At 72.0% G+C, this 17,142-nt stretch carries 14 protein-coding genes; 9 read left to right on the forward strand and 5 right to left on the reverse strand.

Annotated features, from left to right (window positions below; translation table 11 throughout):
• Positions 1-3: 3 nt before the first annotated feature.
• Positions 4-2,517 carry a hypothetical protein gene (locus LXT21_RS08550; RefSeq protein WP_254037590.1) on the reverse strand — a complete coding sequence of 838 codons (2,514 nt, stop codon included), beginning with the start codon at positions 2,515-2,517 and terminating at the stop codon, positions 4-6.
• 45 nt (positions 2,518-2,562) lie between these two features.
• Positions 2,563-3,990, reverse strand: coding sequence for an ELWxxDGT repeat protein (locus tag LXT21_RS08555; protein WP_254037591.1), 1,428 nt, complete (start codon positions 3,988-3,990; stop codon positions 2,563-2,565).
• A 304-nt stretch (positions 3,991-4,294) separates the two neighbouring features.
• Between LXT21_RS08555 and LXT21_RS08560 the strand changes: the two genes are divergently transcribed.
• The 3 genes from LXT21_RS08560 (at position 4,295) to LXT21_RS08570 (ending at position 6,849) form a co-directional block, all read left to right on the forward strand.
• Positions 4,295-5,659, forward strand: a complete 1,365-nt coding sequence (locus tag LXT21_RS08560) for a glyoxal oxidase (protein ID WP_254037779.1) — start codon at positions 4,295-4,297, stop codon at positions 5,657-5,659.
• Between the two features lie 56 nt (positions 5,660-5,715).
• Positions 5,716-6,408, forward strand: coding sequence for a TFIIB-type zinc ribbon-containing protein (locus LXT21_RS44780; RefSeq protein ID WP_256571375.1), 693 nt, complete (start codon positions 5,716-5,718; stop codon positions 6,406-6,408).
• Between the two features lie 81 nt (positions 6,409-6,489).
• Entirely contained in the window at positions 6,490-6,849 is a 360-nt protein-coding gene (locus tag LXT21_RS08570) for a PilZ domain-containing protein (protein ID WP_254037592.1), read from the forward strand.
• Positions 6,850-6,861: 12 nt separating this feature from the next.
• On the opposite strand, the gene LXT21_RS08575 is transcribed toward LXT21_RS08570, so the two are convergent.
• Both LXT21_RS08575 and LXT21_RS08580 read right to left on the reverse strand, forming a co-directional pair.
• Entirely contained in the window at positions 6,862-7,521 is a 660-nt protein-coding gene (locus LXT21_RS08575; RefSeq protein WP_254037593.1) for a TetR/AcrR family transcriptional regulator, read from the reverse strand.
• Positions 7,518-8,630: a saccharopine dehydrogenase family protein gene (locus LXT21_RS08580; protein WP_254037594.1), complete on the reverse strand. Its 1,113-nt coding sequence runs from the start codon at positions 8,628-8,630 to the stop codon at positions 7,518-7,520. Before LXT21_RS08580 ends, LXT21_RS08575 begins: the two co-directional genes overlap by 4 nt.
• A 185-nt stretch (positions 8,631-8,815) precedes the next feature.
• Here LXT21_RS08580 and LXT21_RS08585 point away from each other — a divergent pair, with 185 nt between their 5' ends.
• The 5 genes from LXT21_RS08585 (at position 8,816) to ureG (ending at position 13,649) form a co-directional block, all read left to right on the forward strand.
• Positions 8,816-9,652, forward strand: a complete 837-nt coding sequence (locus LXT21_RS08585) for an urease accessory protein UreD (protein ID WP_254037595.1) — start codon at positions 8,816-8,818, stop codon at positions 9,650-9,652.
• An 84-nt stretch (positions 9,653-9,736) separates the two neighbouring features.
• On the forward strand, positions 9,737-10,507 hold the full coding sequence (ureA, locus tag LXT21_RS08590; RefSeq protein WP_254037596.1) for an urease subunit gamma: 771 nt from the start codon (positions 9,737-9,739) through the stop codon (positions 10,505-10,507).
• Positions 10,504-12,219 carry an urease subunit alpha gene (gene ureC / locus LXT21_RS08595; RefSeq protein WP_254037597.1) on the forward strand — a complete coding sequence of 572 codons (1,716 nt, stop codon included), beginning with the start codon at positions 10,504-10,506 and terminating at the stop codon, positions 12,217-12,219. Before ureA ends, ureC begins: the two co-directional genes overlap by 4 nt.
• A 20-nt stretch (positions 12,220-12,239) precedes the next feature.
• Positions 12,240-12,902 carry an urease accessory protein UreF gene (locus LXT21_RS08600; RefSeq protein ID WP_254037598.1) on the forward strand — a complete coding sequence of 221 codons (663 nt, stop codon included), beginning with the start codon at positions 12,240-12,242 and terminating at the stop codon, positions 12,900-12,902.
• Between the two features lie 12 nt (positions 12,903-12,914).
• A complete protein-coding gene (gene ureG, locus LXT21_RS08605) occupies positions 12,915-13,649 on the forward strand; it encodes an urease accessory protein UreG (protein WP_254037599.1) in 735 nt (244 codons plus the stop codon).
• 62 nt (positions 13,650-13,711) lie between these two features.
• Here ureG and LXT21_RS08610 read toward each other — a convergent pair whose 3' ends face one another.
• On the reverse strand, positions 13,712-16,162 hold the full coding sequence (locus tag LXT21_RS08610) for an ABC transporter permease (RefSeq protein WP_254037600.1): 2,451 nt from the start codon (positions 16,160-16,162) through the stop codon (positions 13,712-13,714).
• A 186-nt stretch (positions 16,163-16,348) separates the two neighbouring features.
• Here LXT21_RS08610 and LXT21_RS08615 point away from each other — a divergent pair, with 186 nt between their 5' ends.
• A complete protein-coding gene (locus tag LXT21_RS08615) occupies positions 16,349-17,140 on the forward strand; it encodes a ceramidase (RefSeq protein WP_254037601.1) in 792 nt (263 codons plus the stop codon).
• The last annotated feature ends 2 nt before the right edge of the window (positions 17,141-17,142 follow it).

Raw genomic sequence — 17,142 nt, forward strand, 5'->3', positions numbered from 1 at the left:
GGTTCAGCTCCAAGGCGCATGGAAGAGCTGGGAGAAGCGCAGTCCCAGCTCCGGGCGTCGAATCATCGCCTCGCCCCAGGCGCGGGCCTCCGTGCTCCACGTCGTCATGGACAGACCATTGGCGGCGAGCAACTCCATCCAGTCCCCGGCCCCGCTGAGGGCCTTGAGGGTGCGCGAGTAGTCCAGCACCGAGGCCATCGTCGCGCCGGGGAAGATGACCTCCACGTCTATCGGGAGGAGCTCCACCTGGGGGCTCGCGTCGAACCGTCGCAACTGCACGGGACGCGGCCCCAGCCGCTCCAGCGCGTCCGCCAACCGGGCCTGGTGCGCCTCCTGCTCCGCGCGCGCCCGCGCGGCCTCCAGCGCGGCGGCCTCGGCCTCGCGTCGGGCGAGCTCCTGCTGACGCTCCCGGTCCCTGCGCCGCGACTCCTCCACCCGCTTCAGCAGCTCCGCCTGGCGTTGGGACTCCGCCTCCTGGGCTCGACGCTCCAGGGCCTCGCGCATCAGTCGCACCTCGACGCGCAGGTCCTCGAGCAAGTCCCTGTGGTAGCTCGACTCGGCCTCGGGCGAGGACGCCGCGAGCACCCGCGCCTCGAAGCCGGGGAACCACGCGAGGAAGCGCTCCGCGCCGGGGACGAGGGCGTCATGTCCCGAGCGCAGCCCCCCGGCCAGCGGCGCCGCGGCGAGGAAGACGGCGTGCGACGTGGAGCGGGGCCACGCGTCCACCCGCGCCTCGGCCGCCGCCCACACGAAGGGGAGCCTCGCGGGCAGCGCCTCCGCGGGCGCGTTCTCCACGAGGAAGGACACCAGCTCCGGCAGCCGCCGCTGTGAGTCCACGCGCCACCACGTCTCGAAGGTGGCGATGGCGTCCGGCTCCGCCGCGAGCTGCCGCTCCCACAGCTCCTGGCGCCAGGGCTCGAACGCGGCCAGCAGCTCCGCGCGCTCGACGGGGTGACGCTGGAAGCGCAGCCACACCGCGTCGATGAGCTCCTCGCGCCCGGAGATGCCGCTCCAGGAGCGCACCGCCTTGTTCAAGGGCGCCAGAATCGACGAGCGAGAGGGCCGCTCCCACGCGGCCATCAGCAGCCGCGCACAACGCCCCGGCACCGCGTGCTCACGGCGCAGGCGTCCGGGCATCGACACGAGCAGCTCCAGGAGCGGCGCCGCGCACACCGCGTCCCGCGCCCAGGTGTGCACCAGCGCCAGCTCCTCCACGTCACCGTGAACGAGGAAGTCCACGAGCACCCGCGACTGCAACAGCTCCGCGCGCTCGGCCGAGGACGCGGAGGACAGGGCCCGGGCGGCGGCCCGCTGGAAGGCTCGCGCGGACGCATCATCCGGGGCCTCGTCGCCATCGCGCACCCACTCCAGCATCTTCAGCACACGCGCCGCGGGCCACGTCCCCAGGCTGTCGTGGGCCCACTGCCGCCAGCGCTCTCGCACCTCGGGCGACAGGCGCATGAAGGGCGTCTGGGGCGCCCACTGGGACAGCGCCTCGATGAGCCCGCCATCGAACCCGGGCGAGAGGGTCAGCAGCGCGTCCACCACCTCCCACGGGGCGGGGGCGGGCCAACGCCGCATCACCTCGCGCGCGAGCACCGCGCTCCGCGTCTCCCGCAGGACCGCGAGCAGCGAGGCAGCGCCCATCGAGGCCAGCGTCCTCGCCGCCAGCGCGGCCCTGTCCTCGTCGTCCGAGCCCACCGCGGCGAGCAACCCCAGCTCATCCCCCAACACGAGCGCGCACTCGAAGGCGATGTCTTCGTCCTGGGCGCGCAGCCCCGCGCGGAGCGCGAGCAACAGGTCCACCTCCGGCGCCTGGCCGGTGGCGCGCACCCAGGCCACGGCGGCGCGGGCGGCATGCTCCGGACGCGTCTCGAACACGTCACGCGCATGGCGGGCGATGAGCTCACGCTGCGGCCTGCCCGACGACGCGACGAACCAGATTCGCCAACGCGTCAACGCGAGCGCGGCCTCCAGGCGGGCGAGCCCGTCGGTGTACAGCGCGCCCTGCGCCGCGGAGTACAACTCCCGCGACGGTTGGCCTCGATTCACCGCCGCGAGCGCCGTGAGTTGTCGCACGCTCGGGTCCTGGCTCCGCTGGTACAGCGACTCCAGCGAGTCGTCCTCTTCCGGTGTCGCGTCACGCGAAGCCGGCGGCTGGCTCCAGGGGAGCGCGTCCGCCCAACGGTCCTCCGCCTCCTCCGCGAAGCCTCCGAGCGTCAGGAAGGGCTCGCAGCGCCGCGCCTCCTCGACGACGCGCAGCGCGGCCGCCCACTGCGCGGCGTACTGGGCCTCCAACTGTCGGGACAGCCCCGGCTCCAGCACCTCCAGTCGCCCCGTCAAGGCGAAGCGGTCCACCCCCGCGTGCAGCAACATGCGCGCGGCGCCGTAGTGCTCGGGCGCCACCGGGCCACAGGCGCAACTGGGACACCGGACACCGGGAGGATTGAAGCGGGTGCAGCCCGGACACCGCACCCGCGCGCCACGCACCGCGCCATTGTCCCAGAAGGGAGCCATGCCCTCCTGTCTACAACGTCCCGGCGCCGGTTGCCCTCCCGACGCTCACGGCTCCGGCACCAGGCACTCCCCCTCCGGATGGAACGGCAGCGCATAGAGCCGCCGCACCCCGGCCGCGTCCTCCGCCGAGAAGAAGACGCTCCACCCCGAGCGACGGAAGTTCCTCGGCGACGAGCCCCGCGGCCCCGGCGCCAGCTCCGTCAACGCCACCGTGCCCACGCGGATGCCGTTGCTCACCCACGGCTCCTGGCCCCGCCCCCGGACGTCCGCGCTGAAGAACAGGAAGTCCTCCACCACCGTCAGCGCCTGGGGGAACGAGCTGCCCGGCCCCAGCTCCAGGTCTCCGAACAGGCGCGTCTTCACCGCCGTGCCGTCGCTGTCCCAGGGCTCCACGCCGTTCGTCCCGTTGTCCGCGGCGAAGAAGAGCGTGTCCCCGAGCACCGCCAGGTGGTCGGGCGCGGAGCCGACGTTGCCCGCGCGCACGTCCTCCACCAGGACGGTGCCCGCCACCGTGCCATCGCTGCGCCACAGCTCCGTGTTCTCGTCCTCCATGTGCGCCGCGGCGACGAAGGCCAGCCAGTCGCGCTGCGCCACCATGTCCCCCACCCGGCCGAAGATGCCCACCGACACCGACGGCGCGCCCCCGTCCGTCACCCGCAGCGAGACGGCGCCGTGGTGCTCCATGCGGGTGACGAAGAACAACTTGCGCCCCACCGCCACCATCGGGAACTGGAAGCCCAGATCACTGGTCGTCCGGAACACCTCCACCGGAGAGCCGCTCACGCCCAGCCGCATCAGCTTCACGAACACGGACTCCGCCGACACGACGAAGTACAGCGCGCCATCTCCGCCCTTCGTGAGCTGGTCGGGCGCGGAGTCCTCGACGCCGGGCTCCAGGTCCGCGATCATGACCGTGCCCGCGGCCGTGCCATCACTGCGCCACAGCTCCCGCCCGTACGCCGGGGTGCCGGCCGTGAAGTACAAGAGCCCCTGGTACTCGAAGAGCGCGTTCGGGAACGAGCCCACCTCACCGGGCCAGATGTCCTTGACCCGGCGGGTGCCCGCCGTCGTCCCATCCGTGACGAACAGCTCGCGCCCCGCCACCGGGTCGGTCGCGGCGAAGAACACCTGTCCGCCCACCCGCGTGAACCACCGGGGCTCCGAGCCCCGCGTCCCCGGGAAGAGGTCCACCAACAACCGCGTGCCCGCGCCCGGCGAGCCCGTGCTCACCCAGGGCTCGTGGCCGCGCGCGCTGTCATCCGCGGTGAACACCATGCCCCCCGCGCTGGGCGCCATGGGCGCGGCGAACGTCACGTCGTCGATGAGGTTGACGCCCAACGACACCGCGGTCCGCGAGCAGTATTCCCACGCATCCACCAGCGGCGCGGACGTCGCGCCCACCGGCTCCGGCGTCCCCTGCGACTGGGTACACGCCGCGAGCAGACACATCACCACCAGGCCACAGCACCTCATCGGGACGTCTCCTTCGTCGACCGGAGTCGACCGCGAGCGCGCGACGAGACGAACCCCGCCCGAGCCACCCGCGCACAGGGCGGAAGACGACGCCCTTCCGGCCCCCGGGACAATCCCCCCGGGGTGGGGGCATCCCGTCGCGCGGATGGCAGGCGCTTGCGACGCCGGGACAGCTCGCGCCCGCGTGACCTGCCCCTAGGTTCTGCCCCCTCGCCTGGCCTGTCCCCGCTCGGAGCCCGCAATGAAGAATCGCCACCTCCTCACCCGGCCATGCCCGCTCCGGGCTTGGTTGTTGGGAATCGTGATGCTGGCCTCCGCGTCGGCGCGGGCCCAGACCCCCAACCCCGCCCAGGTGGGCCGCTGGTCCGCGGTCATGAACTGGCCCATCTCCGCCACGCACCTGTCCGTGCTGCCCGACGGCAAGGTGTTCTTCTACGGGGAGTTCGAGGAGGGCGCGCAGCCGCCGCAGCGGTGGGACCCGGTCACCGGAGCGCTCAACCCGTACCCGTACGCCGGCTACAACATCTTCTGCAGCGGCCACAGCTTCATGTCCAACGGCAAGCTGCTCGTCACCGGGGGCCACATCGCCACGCGCGTGGGCCTGCCCCACACCAGCTCCTACGACTACCTCTCCAACACCTGGACCCGGCTGCCGGACATGAACGCGGGGCGCTGGTACCCCACCAACACCACGCTGCCCAACGGGGACGTGGTGGTCGTCTCCGGTGAAATCGCCGGAGCGGGCGACATCAACCAGATACCCCAGCGCTTCATCGCGGGCACCAGCCTCTGGCGCACGCTGACCGGCGCGCAGCTCAGCGTGCCCTTCTATCCGAAGATGTTCCTGGCGCCCAACGGGCAGCTCTTCTACGCCGGCCAGCTCAGAGGCTCGCTGTGGCTGAACCCGAACGGCAACGGCGCCTGGACCCCCGGCCCCCTGAGCAACTTCGGCGGGCGCAGCTACGGGCCCGCGGTGTACATCGACGGCAAGGTGACGCTCTTCGGCGGAGGAGAGCCCCCCACCCCCACGGTGGAGCAGATCGACCTCACCGCGGCGGCGCCGAGCTGGCGGTACATGACGTCCATGAGCATCCGTCGGCGCCAGCACAACGCGGTGCTGCTGCCGGACGGCACCGTGCTCGTCATCGGCGGCAGCAGCGGCAGCGGCTTCGACTCGGCGGACTCGCCCGTCCTCTACGCGGAGCTCTACAACCCCGCCACCAACACCTGGACCAAGCTCTCCAGCCAGGTGCGCTACCGCGGCTACCACTCCACCGCGGCGCTGCTGCCGGACGGGCGCGTGCTGTCGGCCGGCGGCGCCCAGGAGCGCACCGCGGAGGTCTTCTCCCCGCCCTATCTCTTCAAGGGGCCTCGCCCCGTCGTCACCGCCGCGCCCACCACGTCCCAGCCGGGCGCCACCTTCTCCATCACCACGCCCGACGCGGACCGCATCACCCTCGTGTCGCTCATCGCGCTCAACTCGGTGACGCACACCTTCGACATGAACCAGCGGCTGCTCACGCTGCCCTTCACCCGGACCGCCGGCGCCCTCACCGTCACCGCGCCCCCCAATCGCAACCTCGCGCCGCCGGGCTACTACCAGCTCTTCATCGTGAACGACGCGGGCGTGCCCTCGACCGGCCGAAGGCTGCGCATCCCGCCCCCATGAGCCCCGTGCCGACTCGGCCCGCGGTCCCCGCGGTTTCATGGGAGGATGCACGGTCCATGGAACGCTCCTGCCCCGTCTGCCCGCCTCCCGCGCCCACGCTTCGCGTCATCGACCTGCGCGGTGTCCCGGTGGACACCTGCGCGCGCTGCCAGGGCCATTGGTTGGATGCGGGCGAGCTGGAGCGGCTGGCACCGGGATGGAGGACGGAGGCGCTCCAGGCCGCGCTGCCCTCCGCGACCCGGCGTTGCCGTCATGCGCGGCACCATGTTCCGGCCACGCGCGAAGAATGTGGCCTGTGTGGGTCGGCCGTCGCGCGCTGTCCGTCCTGCGACGAGACGCTGTCCCAGGTGCGCACGGAGGTCTGCGCGGTGGATGTGTGCTCGCGCTGCCACGGGCTCTGGCTGGACGCGAACGAGCTGAAGCAGCTGATGGACTGGCACCGCCGTTGGAAGCGGCCGCTCGTCGTGGGGCTGACGGCGGCGGGCACCACGGCGGCGGCGGCCATCGCGCTCTCCCAGGTGGCGGCCGACACCCCCACCCGCACCCGGGTGACGGAGGTCCTCCAGTCCACGGTGGAGCAGGCGGCCGAATCGGTGGACGTGGTGGAGCTGGCCGTGGGGGCGGTGGACCTGGCGGGCAGCGCCGCCGAGGGGGTGGGCACGGCCGTCGAGGCCGCGGTGGAGGGGGGCGAGGTGGTCTCCGCCGCCGTGGGCGGGCTGCTCGCGGTGGTGGCGGGGTTGTTCCAGTGACCCACCTGCACAGAACGCCTGAATCCCCTATGCTCGTGACAGGCCCGTGAGACCCGCCGGATCCTGACGGGGGGAGCGCCGATGATGAACCCAGCAAGTCAGAAGAGCAGCCTGGCGGATGACCGCCGTTTGTTCCCCCGCCTCCAGGCGGCGCTGTACGCGCGCCCCGCGCGACTGAAGTTCGGGGACAAGCAGCGGGTGCTGGATGCGAGCCTCGGCGGCGTGCGCATCTACTCCGACGACGCGTACACCGAGGGCAGCAACCTGGAGGTGGACCTGTTTCTCGGGGACGGCACGACGCTGGAGTGTCGCGCGCGCGTCGCGTGGCTGCGCAAGCTGCCCAAGGACGCGGAGGCCGTCTACGAAGTCGGGCTCGCGTTCATGGACGTCACCCCGGAGGCGCTCGAGCGCCTCAAGTCGGTGCTCGTCGCCGAGGACTGAGGCGCCCCCCGCTCACTTCGGCGGGGTCGTCCAGTCGGCCCAGAGGGCGCGCAGCTCCTGCTCCAGTCCTGGCACCGCCACGGAGCGCAGGCTGCCGCCGCCGCGGAAGAGGGACAGTCCTTCGAAGAAGGCCATCAACAGGGCGGCTCGCCGCTCCCTTCGCGCGGGCGTGAGCGCGGGGGTGAGTGGCTGGAGCAGCTCGACGAGCCCCTCGCGATAGCCGGCGTAGAAGACGCCGAGCGCCTCGGCCACCATGGGGTCGCGCGCGGCCAGGGCCCAGAGTTCGGCGAAGAGCTGGAAGTGTCGGGGGGACTCCTGGTCCTCCAGGATGGCGTCCAGCGCGTGTCGCAGCCGTTGGTCGGGGTGCGCGCCCGCGCCGTCCATGCGCTCGCGGACGTGGCGGATGGCGGCCTCCAGGTAGCGCGACAGGAGCGCGCGCACGACGTCCTGCTTGGTGGGGAAGTAGTACTGGAGGTTGCCCAGGCTCAGGCCCGCGCGCTGGGCCACGCCGCGCAGGGCGAGGCCCGCGTAGCCCTCCTCCACGAGCACCTCCATGGCCGCGTCGAGGATGCGCTCCACGCGCTCGTGGCCCTTGGCGTGGACGGCGGTGCCCTCGCGGGGCTTCGCGGAGGGGAGCGTGCCGGGCGTCTTGCTCGCGCGGCGGGGGCTCACGCGGCCACCTTCAACGGCGCGGGGGCGGAGGCGACGAGCGACGCGTCGATGCGCACCTGGACGCCGCAGGCGCGCAGGGCCGCGAGGGACGCCTCGGCGCGGGGCTCGTGCTCGGGGAACCAGACGCCGGGGGCGGGTGGAGGCGCGCCGTCGACGCCGAGCAGTCGTTCGACGCCGAGCAGCGCGCCCACGGCCGTCAGGTGGGCCTGGCCCTTCGGGTCGAGCACCTCGATTCGGGCGCGGCCGTGTTCGCCCACCACGTCCGCGACCCAGGCCGCGTCACCGCCCTTGTTGCTGGTGGCGAGCAGCGCGCGGCGCAGGCGCGTCAGGCGGGGGTGCTGGAGGAGCTTGAGCACGCCGAGCCGCTGGAGGACCACCAGCGACCAGGTGGCCGAGTCCGAGTCGAAGCCCATGCGCGTGGCCACGCCGCGCGCGCCCAGCACCGCGGGCAGCGTGGCCTGCTCGGGGGTGTCCAGGCGGAACACGCGCGTGCTCTTCCCGTCGGAGAAGGTGACCTTCCGTCCATCCGTCATTGGCAGCACGTGGCGCTCCTGGCCGTCCTCCTTCACCTCGAAGGACAGGGCCAGCCGGTCCATGTACTCGAGGGAGTCCGGCCCCGCCACGTCGGCGAGCGCGAAGCGGATGCCCACGTCCACCTGGGACAGCGCCCCCACGCGCGAGGCGGCCACGGCGACGAGGCGAGGCACCAGTCCGGCCATCCACGCGGAGCCCAGCAGCACGGGTGCGCGAGGGGGCATGCCCGACAGTCGCAACATCGCGGAGCGCATGCGCGAGGTCCATCGGGTGATGTCCAACAGCGGCACTCCGGCGCGCGCGGCGGAGACGAGGAGGTGGTCCTCGGGGTCGTTCACCAGGGCGACGACGGCGGCGGGTCGTCCTTTCAGCACGGCCAGCGGGTCCTTCGCGCGGATGTCCATCGCCACGCCGCGGGCCAGGCCGAGCTGGGAGGCGAGCGCCTCGGCCGGCTCCTGCCGCCGGCCCGCGATGACCAGCGGCAACGTCGGGTGCCGCTCCCGCAAGAGCCGGGCGAGCCGGACGCCGACGATTCCATAGCCACCCACCAGGACGACGCTTCCCTCGGACTCCATGACGACTCCCGTGCACGGACACGGGACATCCGTGCCTCACGGGAGGTCAATATAGGTCATTCGACCTAATTTTCACGACAATCGTCCGGAGGGTCCCTGCCACCTCGGGCCTCAACCCTCCAACTGGAGCCCTCTCAGACACCAGCCATTGTGCTCCCCTACCAACTGGCCCAGGCTCCCCCCACGTGAGCCAGGTCCCCTCCTCCGAGACACCCCGACGCGCGGGCTTCGCCCGGCTCGCCTTCGAGCGCGCAGGTGAGCGCACCGTGGTCCGCACCGCGCTCGCGCACAGCCCGCTGCGACTGCTCACACCCCGCAACCACGGCCACGCCGCGTGGGCCTACACCAGCTCGTTCGGCGGCGGGCTCGTGGACGGAGACTCGCTCCACCTCGACATCGACGTGGCCCCCGGCGCCTCCGCGTGGCTGTCCTCCCAGGGCGCCAACCGCGTCTACCGCTCCCCCTCCGGCTGCGCGAGTGACGTGTCCGCCCGCGTGGGCGACGACGCCCTGCTCGCGTGGGTGCCAGACCCCACCGCATGCTTCACCGGCGCGCGCTACACCCAGACACTCGCCTTCCAGCTCGCGCCCACCGCGTCGCTCGTCGTCGCCGACATCGTCACCTCCGGCCGCAGCGCCAGCGGCGAGCGCTGGGCCTTCTCCCACTACGCCTCCACCCTGCGCGTCCACGTGGGCGAGCGCGCCCTCGTCGACGAGCGCTGGCTCCTGGACCCCACCCACGGCCCCCTGTGCGAGCGACTCGGCCGCTTCGAGGCCATGGCCTCCGTCCTCCTCGTCGGCCCCGCCCTCGCCACCGCCCGCGAGGCCCTGCTCGCCCGCGTCACCGCGCTGCCCGTCACCCCACGCGCCGACCTCATCCCCTCCGCCAGCCCCCTGGGCACCCACGGCCTGCTCCTCCGCGCCGCCGCCGTCTCCGTCGAATCCCTGGTGCGCACCACCCACGACTGGCTCTCCTTCCTCCCCGCCCTCCTCGGAGACAACCCCTGGGCCCGCCGCGTGTGAGCCCCCCGCTGGCGGCCCGCCCCGACCTTGCACTAGTGTTGACGCGTCAAGTCATGGCGCCGTCGAACCCCGGGAGTCGCGCGCGTGCACCTGTCCCCTCGAGACGTCGACAAGCTGTTGCTGCATCAGGCGGGCTTCCTGGCCCAGAAGCGGCTCGCCCGAGGCGTCCGGCTGAGCTACCCGGAGGCCATCGCCCTCATCGCCACCCAGTTGCTGGAGTTCATCCGTGACGGGAGAAGCGTCGCGGAGTTGATGGACCTGGGCCGCAAGCTGCTGGGCCGCGCGCAGGTGATGGAGGGCGTGCCGGAGATGCTCGCGGAGGTGCAGGTGGAGGGCACCTTCCCGGACGGCTCCAAGCTGGTGACGGTGCACCACCCCGTCGTCGCCGAGCACGGGGACTTGGAGCTCGCGCTGTACGGCAGCTTCCTGCCAGTGCCCTCGACAGAGCGCTTCACGGCCACCACCACCCCAGGCGACGGCATCCCCGGCGAGGTGCGCGTGTTGCCCGGCGAGGTGGAGCTCAACGCGGGCCGCGAGAGCGTCTCCCTCTCCGTCACGCACCGGGGAGACCGCCCCATCCAGGTGGGCAGCCACTATCCCTTCTTCGAAACCAACCGCGCGCTCGTGTTCGACCGGGAGAAGGCCTACGGCCACCGCCTGGACATCCCCGCGGGAACGGCGGTGAGGTTCGAGCCGGGGGAGACGAAGACGGTGAGCCTGGTCGCCATCGCGGGCGAGCAGGTGGTGCGGGGCGGCAACGCGCTGGGCAGCGGCAAGGTGTCCGCCGAGAACCGGGCGCGCGCGATGGCGCAGGTCCGCGAGCGGGGCTTCGGCCACGAGGAGGAGCGCGAATGAGCCGGAAGATGGACCGTCGTCACTACGCGGACATGTTCGGCCCCACCACCGGGGACAAGGTGCGGCTGGGCGACACGGGCCTGTGGGCCCAGGTGGAGCGCGACGCCACCGTCTACGGCGACGAGTGCAAGTTCGGCGGCGGCAAGGTGCTGCGCGAGGGCATGGGCCAGCGCGCCGGCGTGGGCGACGCGGACGCGCTGGACCTGGTCATCACCAACGCGCTCATCCTCGACTGGACGGGCATCTACAAGGCGGACATCGGCGTCAAGGCGGGCCGCATCGTCGGCATCGGCAAGGCGGGCAACCCGGACATCATGGCGGGCGTGACACCGGGCATGGTGGTGGGCGTGACGACGGAGGCCATCTCCGCGGAAGGACACCTCGTCACCGCGGGCGGGCTGGACACGCACATCCACTTCATCTGCCCGCAGCAGGCGGACGAGGCGCTCGCCAGCGGCATCACCACCTGGGTGGGCGGCGGCACCGGCCCCGCCACCGGCACCAAGGCCACCACGTGCACCCCGGGCGCGTGGAACCTGCAGCGGATGCTCCAGGCCACCGACACGCTGCCGCTCAACATCGGCCTCACCGGCAAGGGCAACACGTCCCTGCCCCACGGCCTGGTGGACCAGATTCGCGCGGGTGCCATCGGCCTGAAGCTGCACGAGGACTGGGGCACCACGCCCGCCGCCATCGACACCTGCCTCACCGTGGCCGAGGACGAGGACGTCCAGGTCACCATCCACACCGACACGCTCAACGAGTCGGGCTACGTGGATGACTCGCTCGCGGCGCTCAAGGGCCGCACCATCCACACCTACCACTCCGAGGGCGCGGGCGGCGGACACGCGCCGGACATCATCCGCGTGTGCGGCGTGGACCACGTGCTGCCCTCATCCACCAACCCCACGCGCCCGTACACGGTGAACACGCTGGATGAGCACCTGGACATGCTCATGGTCTGTCACCACCTGGACCCGGGCATCCCCGAGGACGTCGCCTTCGCGGAGAGCCGCATCCGGGGCGAGACGATTGCCGCCGAGGACATCCTTCACGACCTGGGCGCCATCAGCATCATGTCCTCGGACAGCCAGGCCATGGGGCGGGTGGGCGAGGTCATCTGTCGCACGTGGCAGACGGCGCACAAGATGCGCGAGCAGCGCGGGCGGCTGTCCGGCGAGCAGGGCGACAACGACAACCTGCGCATCCGCCGCTACGTGGCCAAGTACACCATCAACCCGGCCATCGCCCACGGGCTGTCCCACGAGGTGGGCTCGGTGGAGGTGGGGAAGCTGGCGGACCTGGTGCTATGGCGCCCCGCCTTCTTCGGCATCCGCCCGGAGCTGGTGCTCAAGGGCGGCTTCATCGCCTGGGGGCAGATGGGGGACGCCAACGCCTCCATCCCCACGCCGCAGCCGTTCATGATGCGGCCCATGTTCGGCGCGAGGGGCCGGGCGCTCGGGGCCACCAGCCTCGTCTTCGTCTCACCGCGCGCGCTGGCCGAGGGCACCACGCGCGAGTTGGGCCTGGGCAAGCGCGTCGTCGCCGTGAAGCGGTGCCGGGGCCTGGGCAAGCGCGACATGCGGCTCAACGACGCCTTGCCCGTCATCACCGTGGACCCGGAGACCTACGAGGTGCGCGCGGACGGAGAGCTGCTCCGCTGCGAGGCCGCCGTCCGACTGCCGCTCGCGCAGCGCTATTCGCTGTTCTGAAAGCACGAGGGCACGCGCGCATGGGCTCGTCCTGGAAGGTGCTCCAGTTGGCGGACTCGGGCTTTCCCACGGGCGGCTTCGCCCACTCGGGAGGGCTGGAGGCGGCGGTGCAGGCCGGCGAGGTGCGCGGCGCGCCGGAGCTGCGCCGCTTCACGCGGGAACTCTTGTGGCAGGCGGGATATGGCGCCCTGCCCCTGTTGAGCGCGGCGCACCGCGAGCCCTCGCGGCTGCCGGAGCTGGACGCGCGGGCGGACGCGTTCCTCACCAGCCACGTCGCGCACCGGGCCAGCCGCACGCAGGGCCGGGCCTTCCTGGACACGTGCGCGCGCATCTTCCCGGGGCCGGTGGGTCCGCTGCGCGAATCGGCGCGGGCCCAAGGGCTGGGCTTCCACCATGCGCCGGTGTTCGGCGCGGTGCTGGCCGCGCTGGAGGTCGAGCTGTCGGAGGCGCAGCGGCTGCACCTGTCGCTCACGCTGCGCGGCACGCTGTCGGCGGCGGTGCGGCTGGGCATCATCGGCACGCACGAGTCACACCAGCTCCAGCATCAGGCGGCGCCGCTGTTGGACGCGGTGCTGGAGCGCTGCGCGGGGCTGGGGTTGGAGTCGCTCGCGCAGCCCTCGCCGTTGTTGGACTTGCTGGGTTCCACGCACGACCGCCTCTATTCGAGGCTCTTCCTGTCCTGAGGTGAAGCGCACATGCACGACGACCACAGGGGCCACGGCCACGACGATGACCACGAGCACACGCATGAGGAGTGGGAGCATCCGGGCCACTTCCACGAGCGCGAGGAGCCACAGAAGCGCGATTACAAGGCCCGCGCCTTCACCATCGGCATCGGCGGGCCGGTGGGCAGCGGGAAGACGGCGCTGGTGCTGGCGCTGTGCCGGGCGCTGCGCGAGCGTCACCGGCTGGGCGTGGTGACCAACGACATCTTCACCAAGGAGGACGCGGAGTTCCTGGTGCGAAACCACGCGCTCTCGCCCGAGCGCATCAAGGCGGTGGAGACGGGAGGCTGTCCGCACGCGGCCATCCGTGAGGACATCAGCCACAACCTGCTGGCGCTCGAGCAGTTGATGGAGGCGCTGACGCCGGAGCTGCTCATCGTGGAGAGCGGCGGAGACAACCTGGCGGCGCAGTACAGCCGCGAGCTGGCGGACTACACCGTGTACGTCATCGACGTGGCGGGCGGGGACAAGGTGCCGCGCAAGGGTGGACCGGGCATCACCCAGTCCGACCTGCTCATCATCAACAAGACGGACCTGGCGCCCCACGTGGGCGCGGACCTGGGCGTCATGGAGCGCGACGCGAAGAAGATGCGCGGCGACGGTCCCTTCGTCTTCACCCAGGTCACCAAGGGCGTGGGCGTGGACGCCGTCGTCGAGCACCTGCTCACCGCGTGGAGGCAGCGCACCGGGGCCCGCGCGGGCTGAGCCTCACCCAGGCGGCCGTCGTCGTGAATCACGGCCGCCTTCCCTTTCGACGAGGGAGCACGTCAGTCCGCGCGCATCGCCACCAGCGGCGAGACGCGCGTGGCCTTCCGGGCCGGCACGTAGCAGGCCAGCAGCCCACACCCCGTCAGCAGCACGCAGACCCCCAGGAAGGTCCACGGGTCCGTCGCGGTGACGCCATAGAGCCAGCGCCCGAGCATCCGCGACAGCACCAGCGCGCCCACGAGCCCCAGGGCCACGCCCGCGAGGATGCGCTGGACGCCCTGCCGCAGCACCAGCCACAACACGTCCGACGCCTGGGCCCCCAGCGCGGCCCTCACGCCGAACTCGTGCGTGCGCTGCGCCACCGTGTACGCCATCACACCCGCGAGCCCCAGCAGCGTCAGCACCAGCGCCACCCCCGCGAAGGCACCGAGCAGGAGCGTCACGAAGCGCTGAGGCACCAGCGCCTCGTCGACGAAGCCCTCCACCGTCCTCGCCTCCGACAGCGCGAGCCCCGCGTCCAGGGCACGCACCTCCGCGCGCACGGTGGGCACCAGGGACATCGGCTCGCGCGACGTGCGCAGGAACACCGTCAAGGCGTTGAGGGGGAACTGCGCGTGGGGGACGTACACCTCCGGCTCCGGAGAGGCGCCCAGGGACTGGTGCCGCACGTCCCGCACCACGCCAACAATCTCCTTCGGAGCTTCCCCGCCCCACCCCAGCCGCAGCCTGCGACCCAGCGGGGACTGCCCTTCCAGGTGGCGACGGACGAAGGCCTCGTTCACCAACACCACCGGAGGCGCCGTCCGGTCGTCGGCCACCGAGAAGTCCCGGCCGGAGACCCGCGAGATGCCCAGCGTGCGGAAGTAGTCCAGGCCCACGAAGCGCAGTTGCGCCTCGTCCTTGCGCGGAGCCGCGCCCTCCAACTGCACGCTGGTGCCGTTGTCCAGGCCGCTCAGGGGCAAGAACTCCGCGGTGCTCACGGAGAGCACCCCAGGTACCCCACGCAGCCGCTCCGTCAGTCGCGCGTAGAACGCGCTCACGTCCGCCGAGCGCATCGGGTAGCGGGAGACCGGCAGGTCCAGTCCCACCGCGAGCACCCCGCGCGTGTCGAAGCCCGGGTCCACGTGGGTGAGGCGCACCAGGCTGTTCACCAGCAGCGCCGCGCCCACCAGCAACACCAGCGCCAACGCCGTCTGCGCCACCACCAGCGCGCCGCGCACGCGCAGGGCCGCGCGGCCTCCCGTCGTCCCCCGAGCCGCGTCCTTGAGCGCCTCGCGCAGCCCCGGCTCGGTGCCGCTGAGCGCGGGGAGGAGCCCACAGGCGAGCGCCGTCACCAACGACAGCACCACCGCGAAGCCCGCGGCGACCGCGTCCACCCGCACCTCGTCGAGCCGGGGCACACCGGGCGGCGCGAACGCCTGGAGCACATCCACGCCCCACACGGCGAGCAGCAACCCCAGGGCGCCGCCGAGCAGCGACAGCACCACGCTCTCGGTGAGCATCCACTGGACGACGCGCGCGCGGCTGGCGCCCAGAGCCAGGCGCACCGCCACCTCGCGGCGCCGCACGGTGGCCCGGGCCAGCAGCAGGTTCGCGACGTTGACGCAGCCGATGAGCAGCACACAGACGACGGCGCCAAAGAGCAGCCACAACACCGGCCGGATGGGTCCCACCAGACGCTCGTGTCCGGAGGTGACCCGCACGCCCGTGTACGAGCTGGCGTCCGGATACGTCCGCGAGAGCTCCTCGGCGAGCGCGCCCATCTCCCGCCGCGCCGTCTCCAGCGAGACACCGCGCTTCAGCCGCCCGAGGGCCGCGTCGTAGCGCATGTAACCCCGACTGGTGGGGATGGTGCCGCCATACACGCTCGGCTCCGCGTCCACCGCCACGCTGACCCACAGGTCCGCGGACTCGCGCTGGAGCGGGAAGGAGAAGCCCTCCGGCAACACCCCGATGATGGTGAAGGGCAACTCGTCCAGACGCACCACGCGCCCCAGCACTCCCGGGTCTCCCGCTCCCGCGCCGGGGAAGTGCTTGCGCCAGAACGCGTGACTCAACACCACCGGGCGCGCACCATCGGGTCCACCGCCGAGCCGGTCCTCCTCCGGGAGGAACGTGCGCCCCAGCAGCGCCGACGTACCCAGCAGCGGGAACAGGTCCGCGGAGGTGATGGCGCCCGTGACGCGCGTCGCCTCACCGTCGCTGCTCAGCGTGAAGCGCGTGGCTGTGTACACGGCGATGCGCTCGAACGACGTGCCCCCCGCGCGCCAGTCGAGCAGGTTCGGGTATGCGACTCCGCCTGTCTCGCCCTGCTTCTCCTGCTGCAGGACGACCAGTCGCTCCGGCTCCGGGTACGGCAGGGGCCTGAGCAGCACGCCGTTCAACACGGAGAAGAAGCTCACGTTCGCGCCGATGCCCAGCGACAACACGAGCACCGCCACGAACGTGAAGCCCGGAGCGCGCCGAAGGCCACGCACGGCATATCGAAGGTCCTGCCAGACTGCCGTCATGCCGCGTCCTCCGCTGGGGAATGACCCCGGCCATGGAATTAGCGTGCCATGAGGGACACCCTCGGCGCGCCAGTCCTTGCGTGAAGTCGACGCTCCGCTTCTGGGACGCGCGCATCCCAGGCGTGGAACGCGCGCCTGCTCGCATGGCCCCTGGGCGCACGCCCCGAGGTGCTACGCTCCGCCCACATGTCCGCGACTCCCACGGGCTACTGGGGCCCGAGCACCTCGACCGTGGATTGGTGCGAGACGAACTACCAGCACTTCTTCCACATCGGCGAGCTGTTCAACTCGGCCTCCAGCCTGGTGCTGGTCCTCGTGGGCGTGCTGGGCGTCGTGCTCCACTGGCGCGTGCTGGAGCGCCGGTTCCTGCTCGCCTTCGGGTTGCTCGCGCTGGTGGGCGTGGGTAGCACGGCGTTCCACACGACGCTGCGCCGCGAGCACCAGATGCTGGACGAGCTGCCGATGCTCTATCTGGCCATCGTCATCGTCTACATCCTGCTCGAGGACCGACCGCAGCGGCGCTTCGGGCGCTGGTTCCCGTGGCTCCTGTTCGGACACGCGGTGCTGGTGACGTACCTGACCGCCTTCACGCGCGGCGAGCTCCAGTTCTTCCTCTTCCAGGTGAGCTTCGCGTCACTGGAGTTCTTCGCGCTCGGCCGCGCCTACGTCCTCCAGCGGCGCAGCCCGGACGCGAGCACGAAGCGGCTGTTCCGGCTCGGCATCGCGTCCTATGCGCTCGCCATCATCCTGTGGGTGAGCGACATCCAGTTCTGTCCCACGCTCAACGAGGCGCTCCCCGCGCACGGCATCCCCAACCCCCAGTTCCATGCCTGGTGGCACGTGCTGGTGGCCTTCGGGTTCAACGCGCTCCTCCTGGTCATCGCGAAGGAGCGGCTGCGGACGCTGGGGAAGGACTCACGCCTCGGGAGGCTCCTGGGCGTAGTCCCGCGCGTGAGCCTGACACCGCCCGGAGCGTGATG

It is taken from the genome of Myxococcus guangdongensis (genome assembly GCF_024198255.1).
Taxonomy (GTDB): Bacteria; Myxococcota; Myxococcia; order Myxococcales; family Myxococcaceae; genus Myxococcus; species Myxococcus guangdongensis.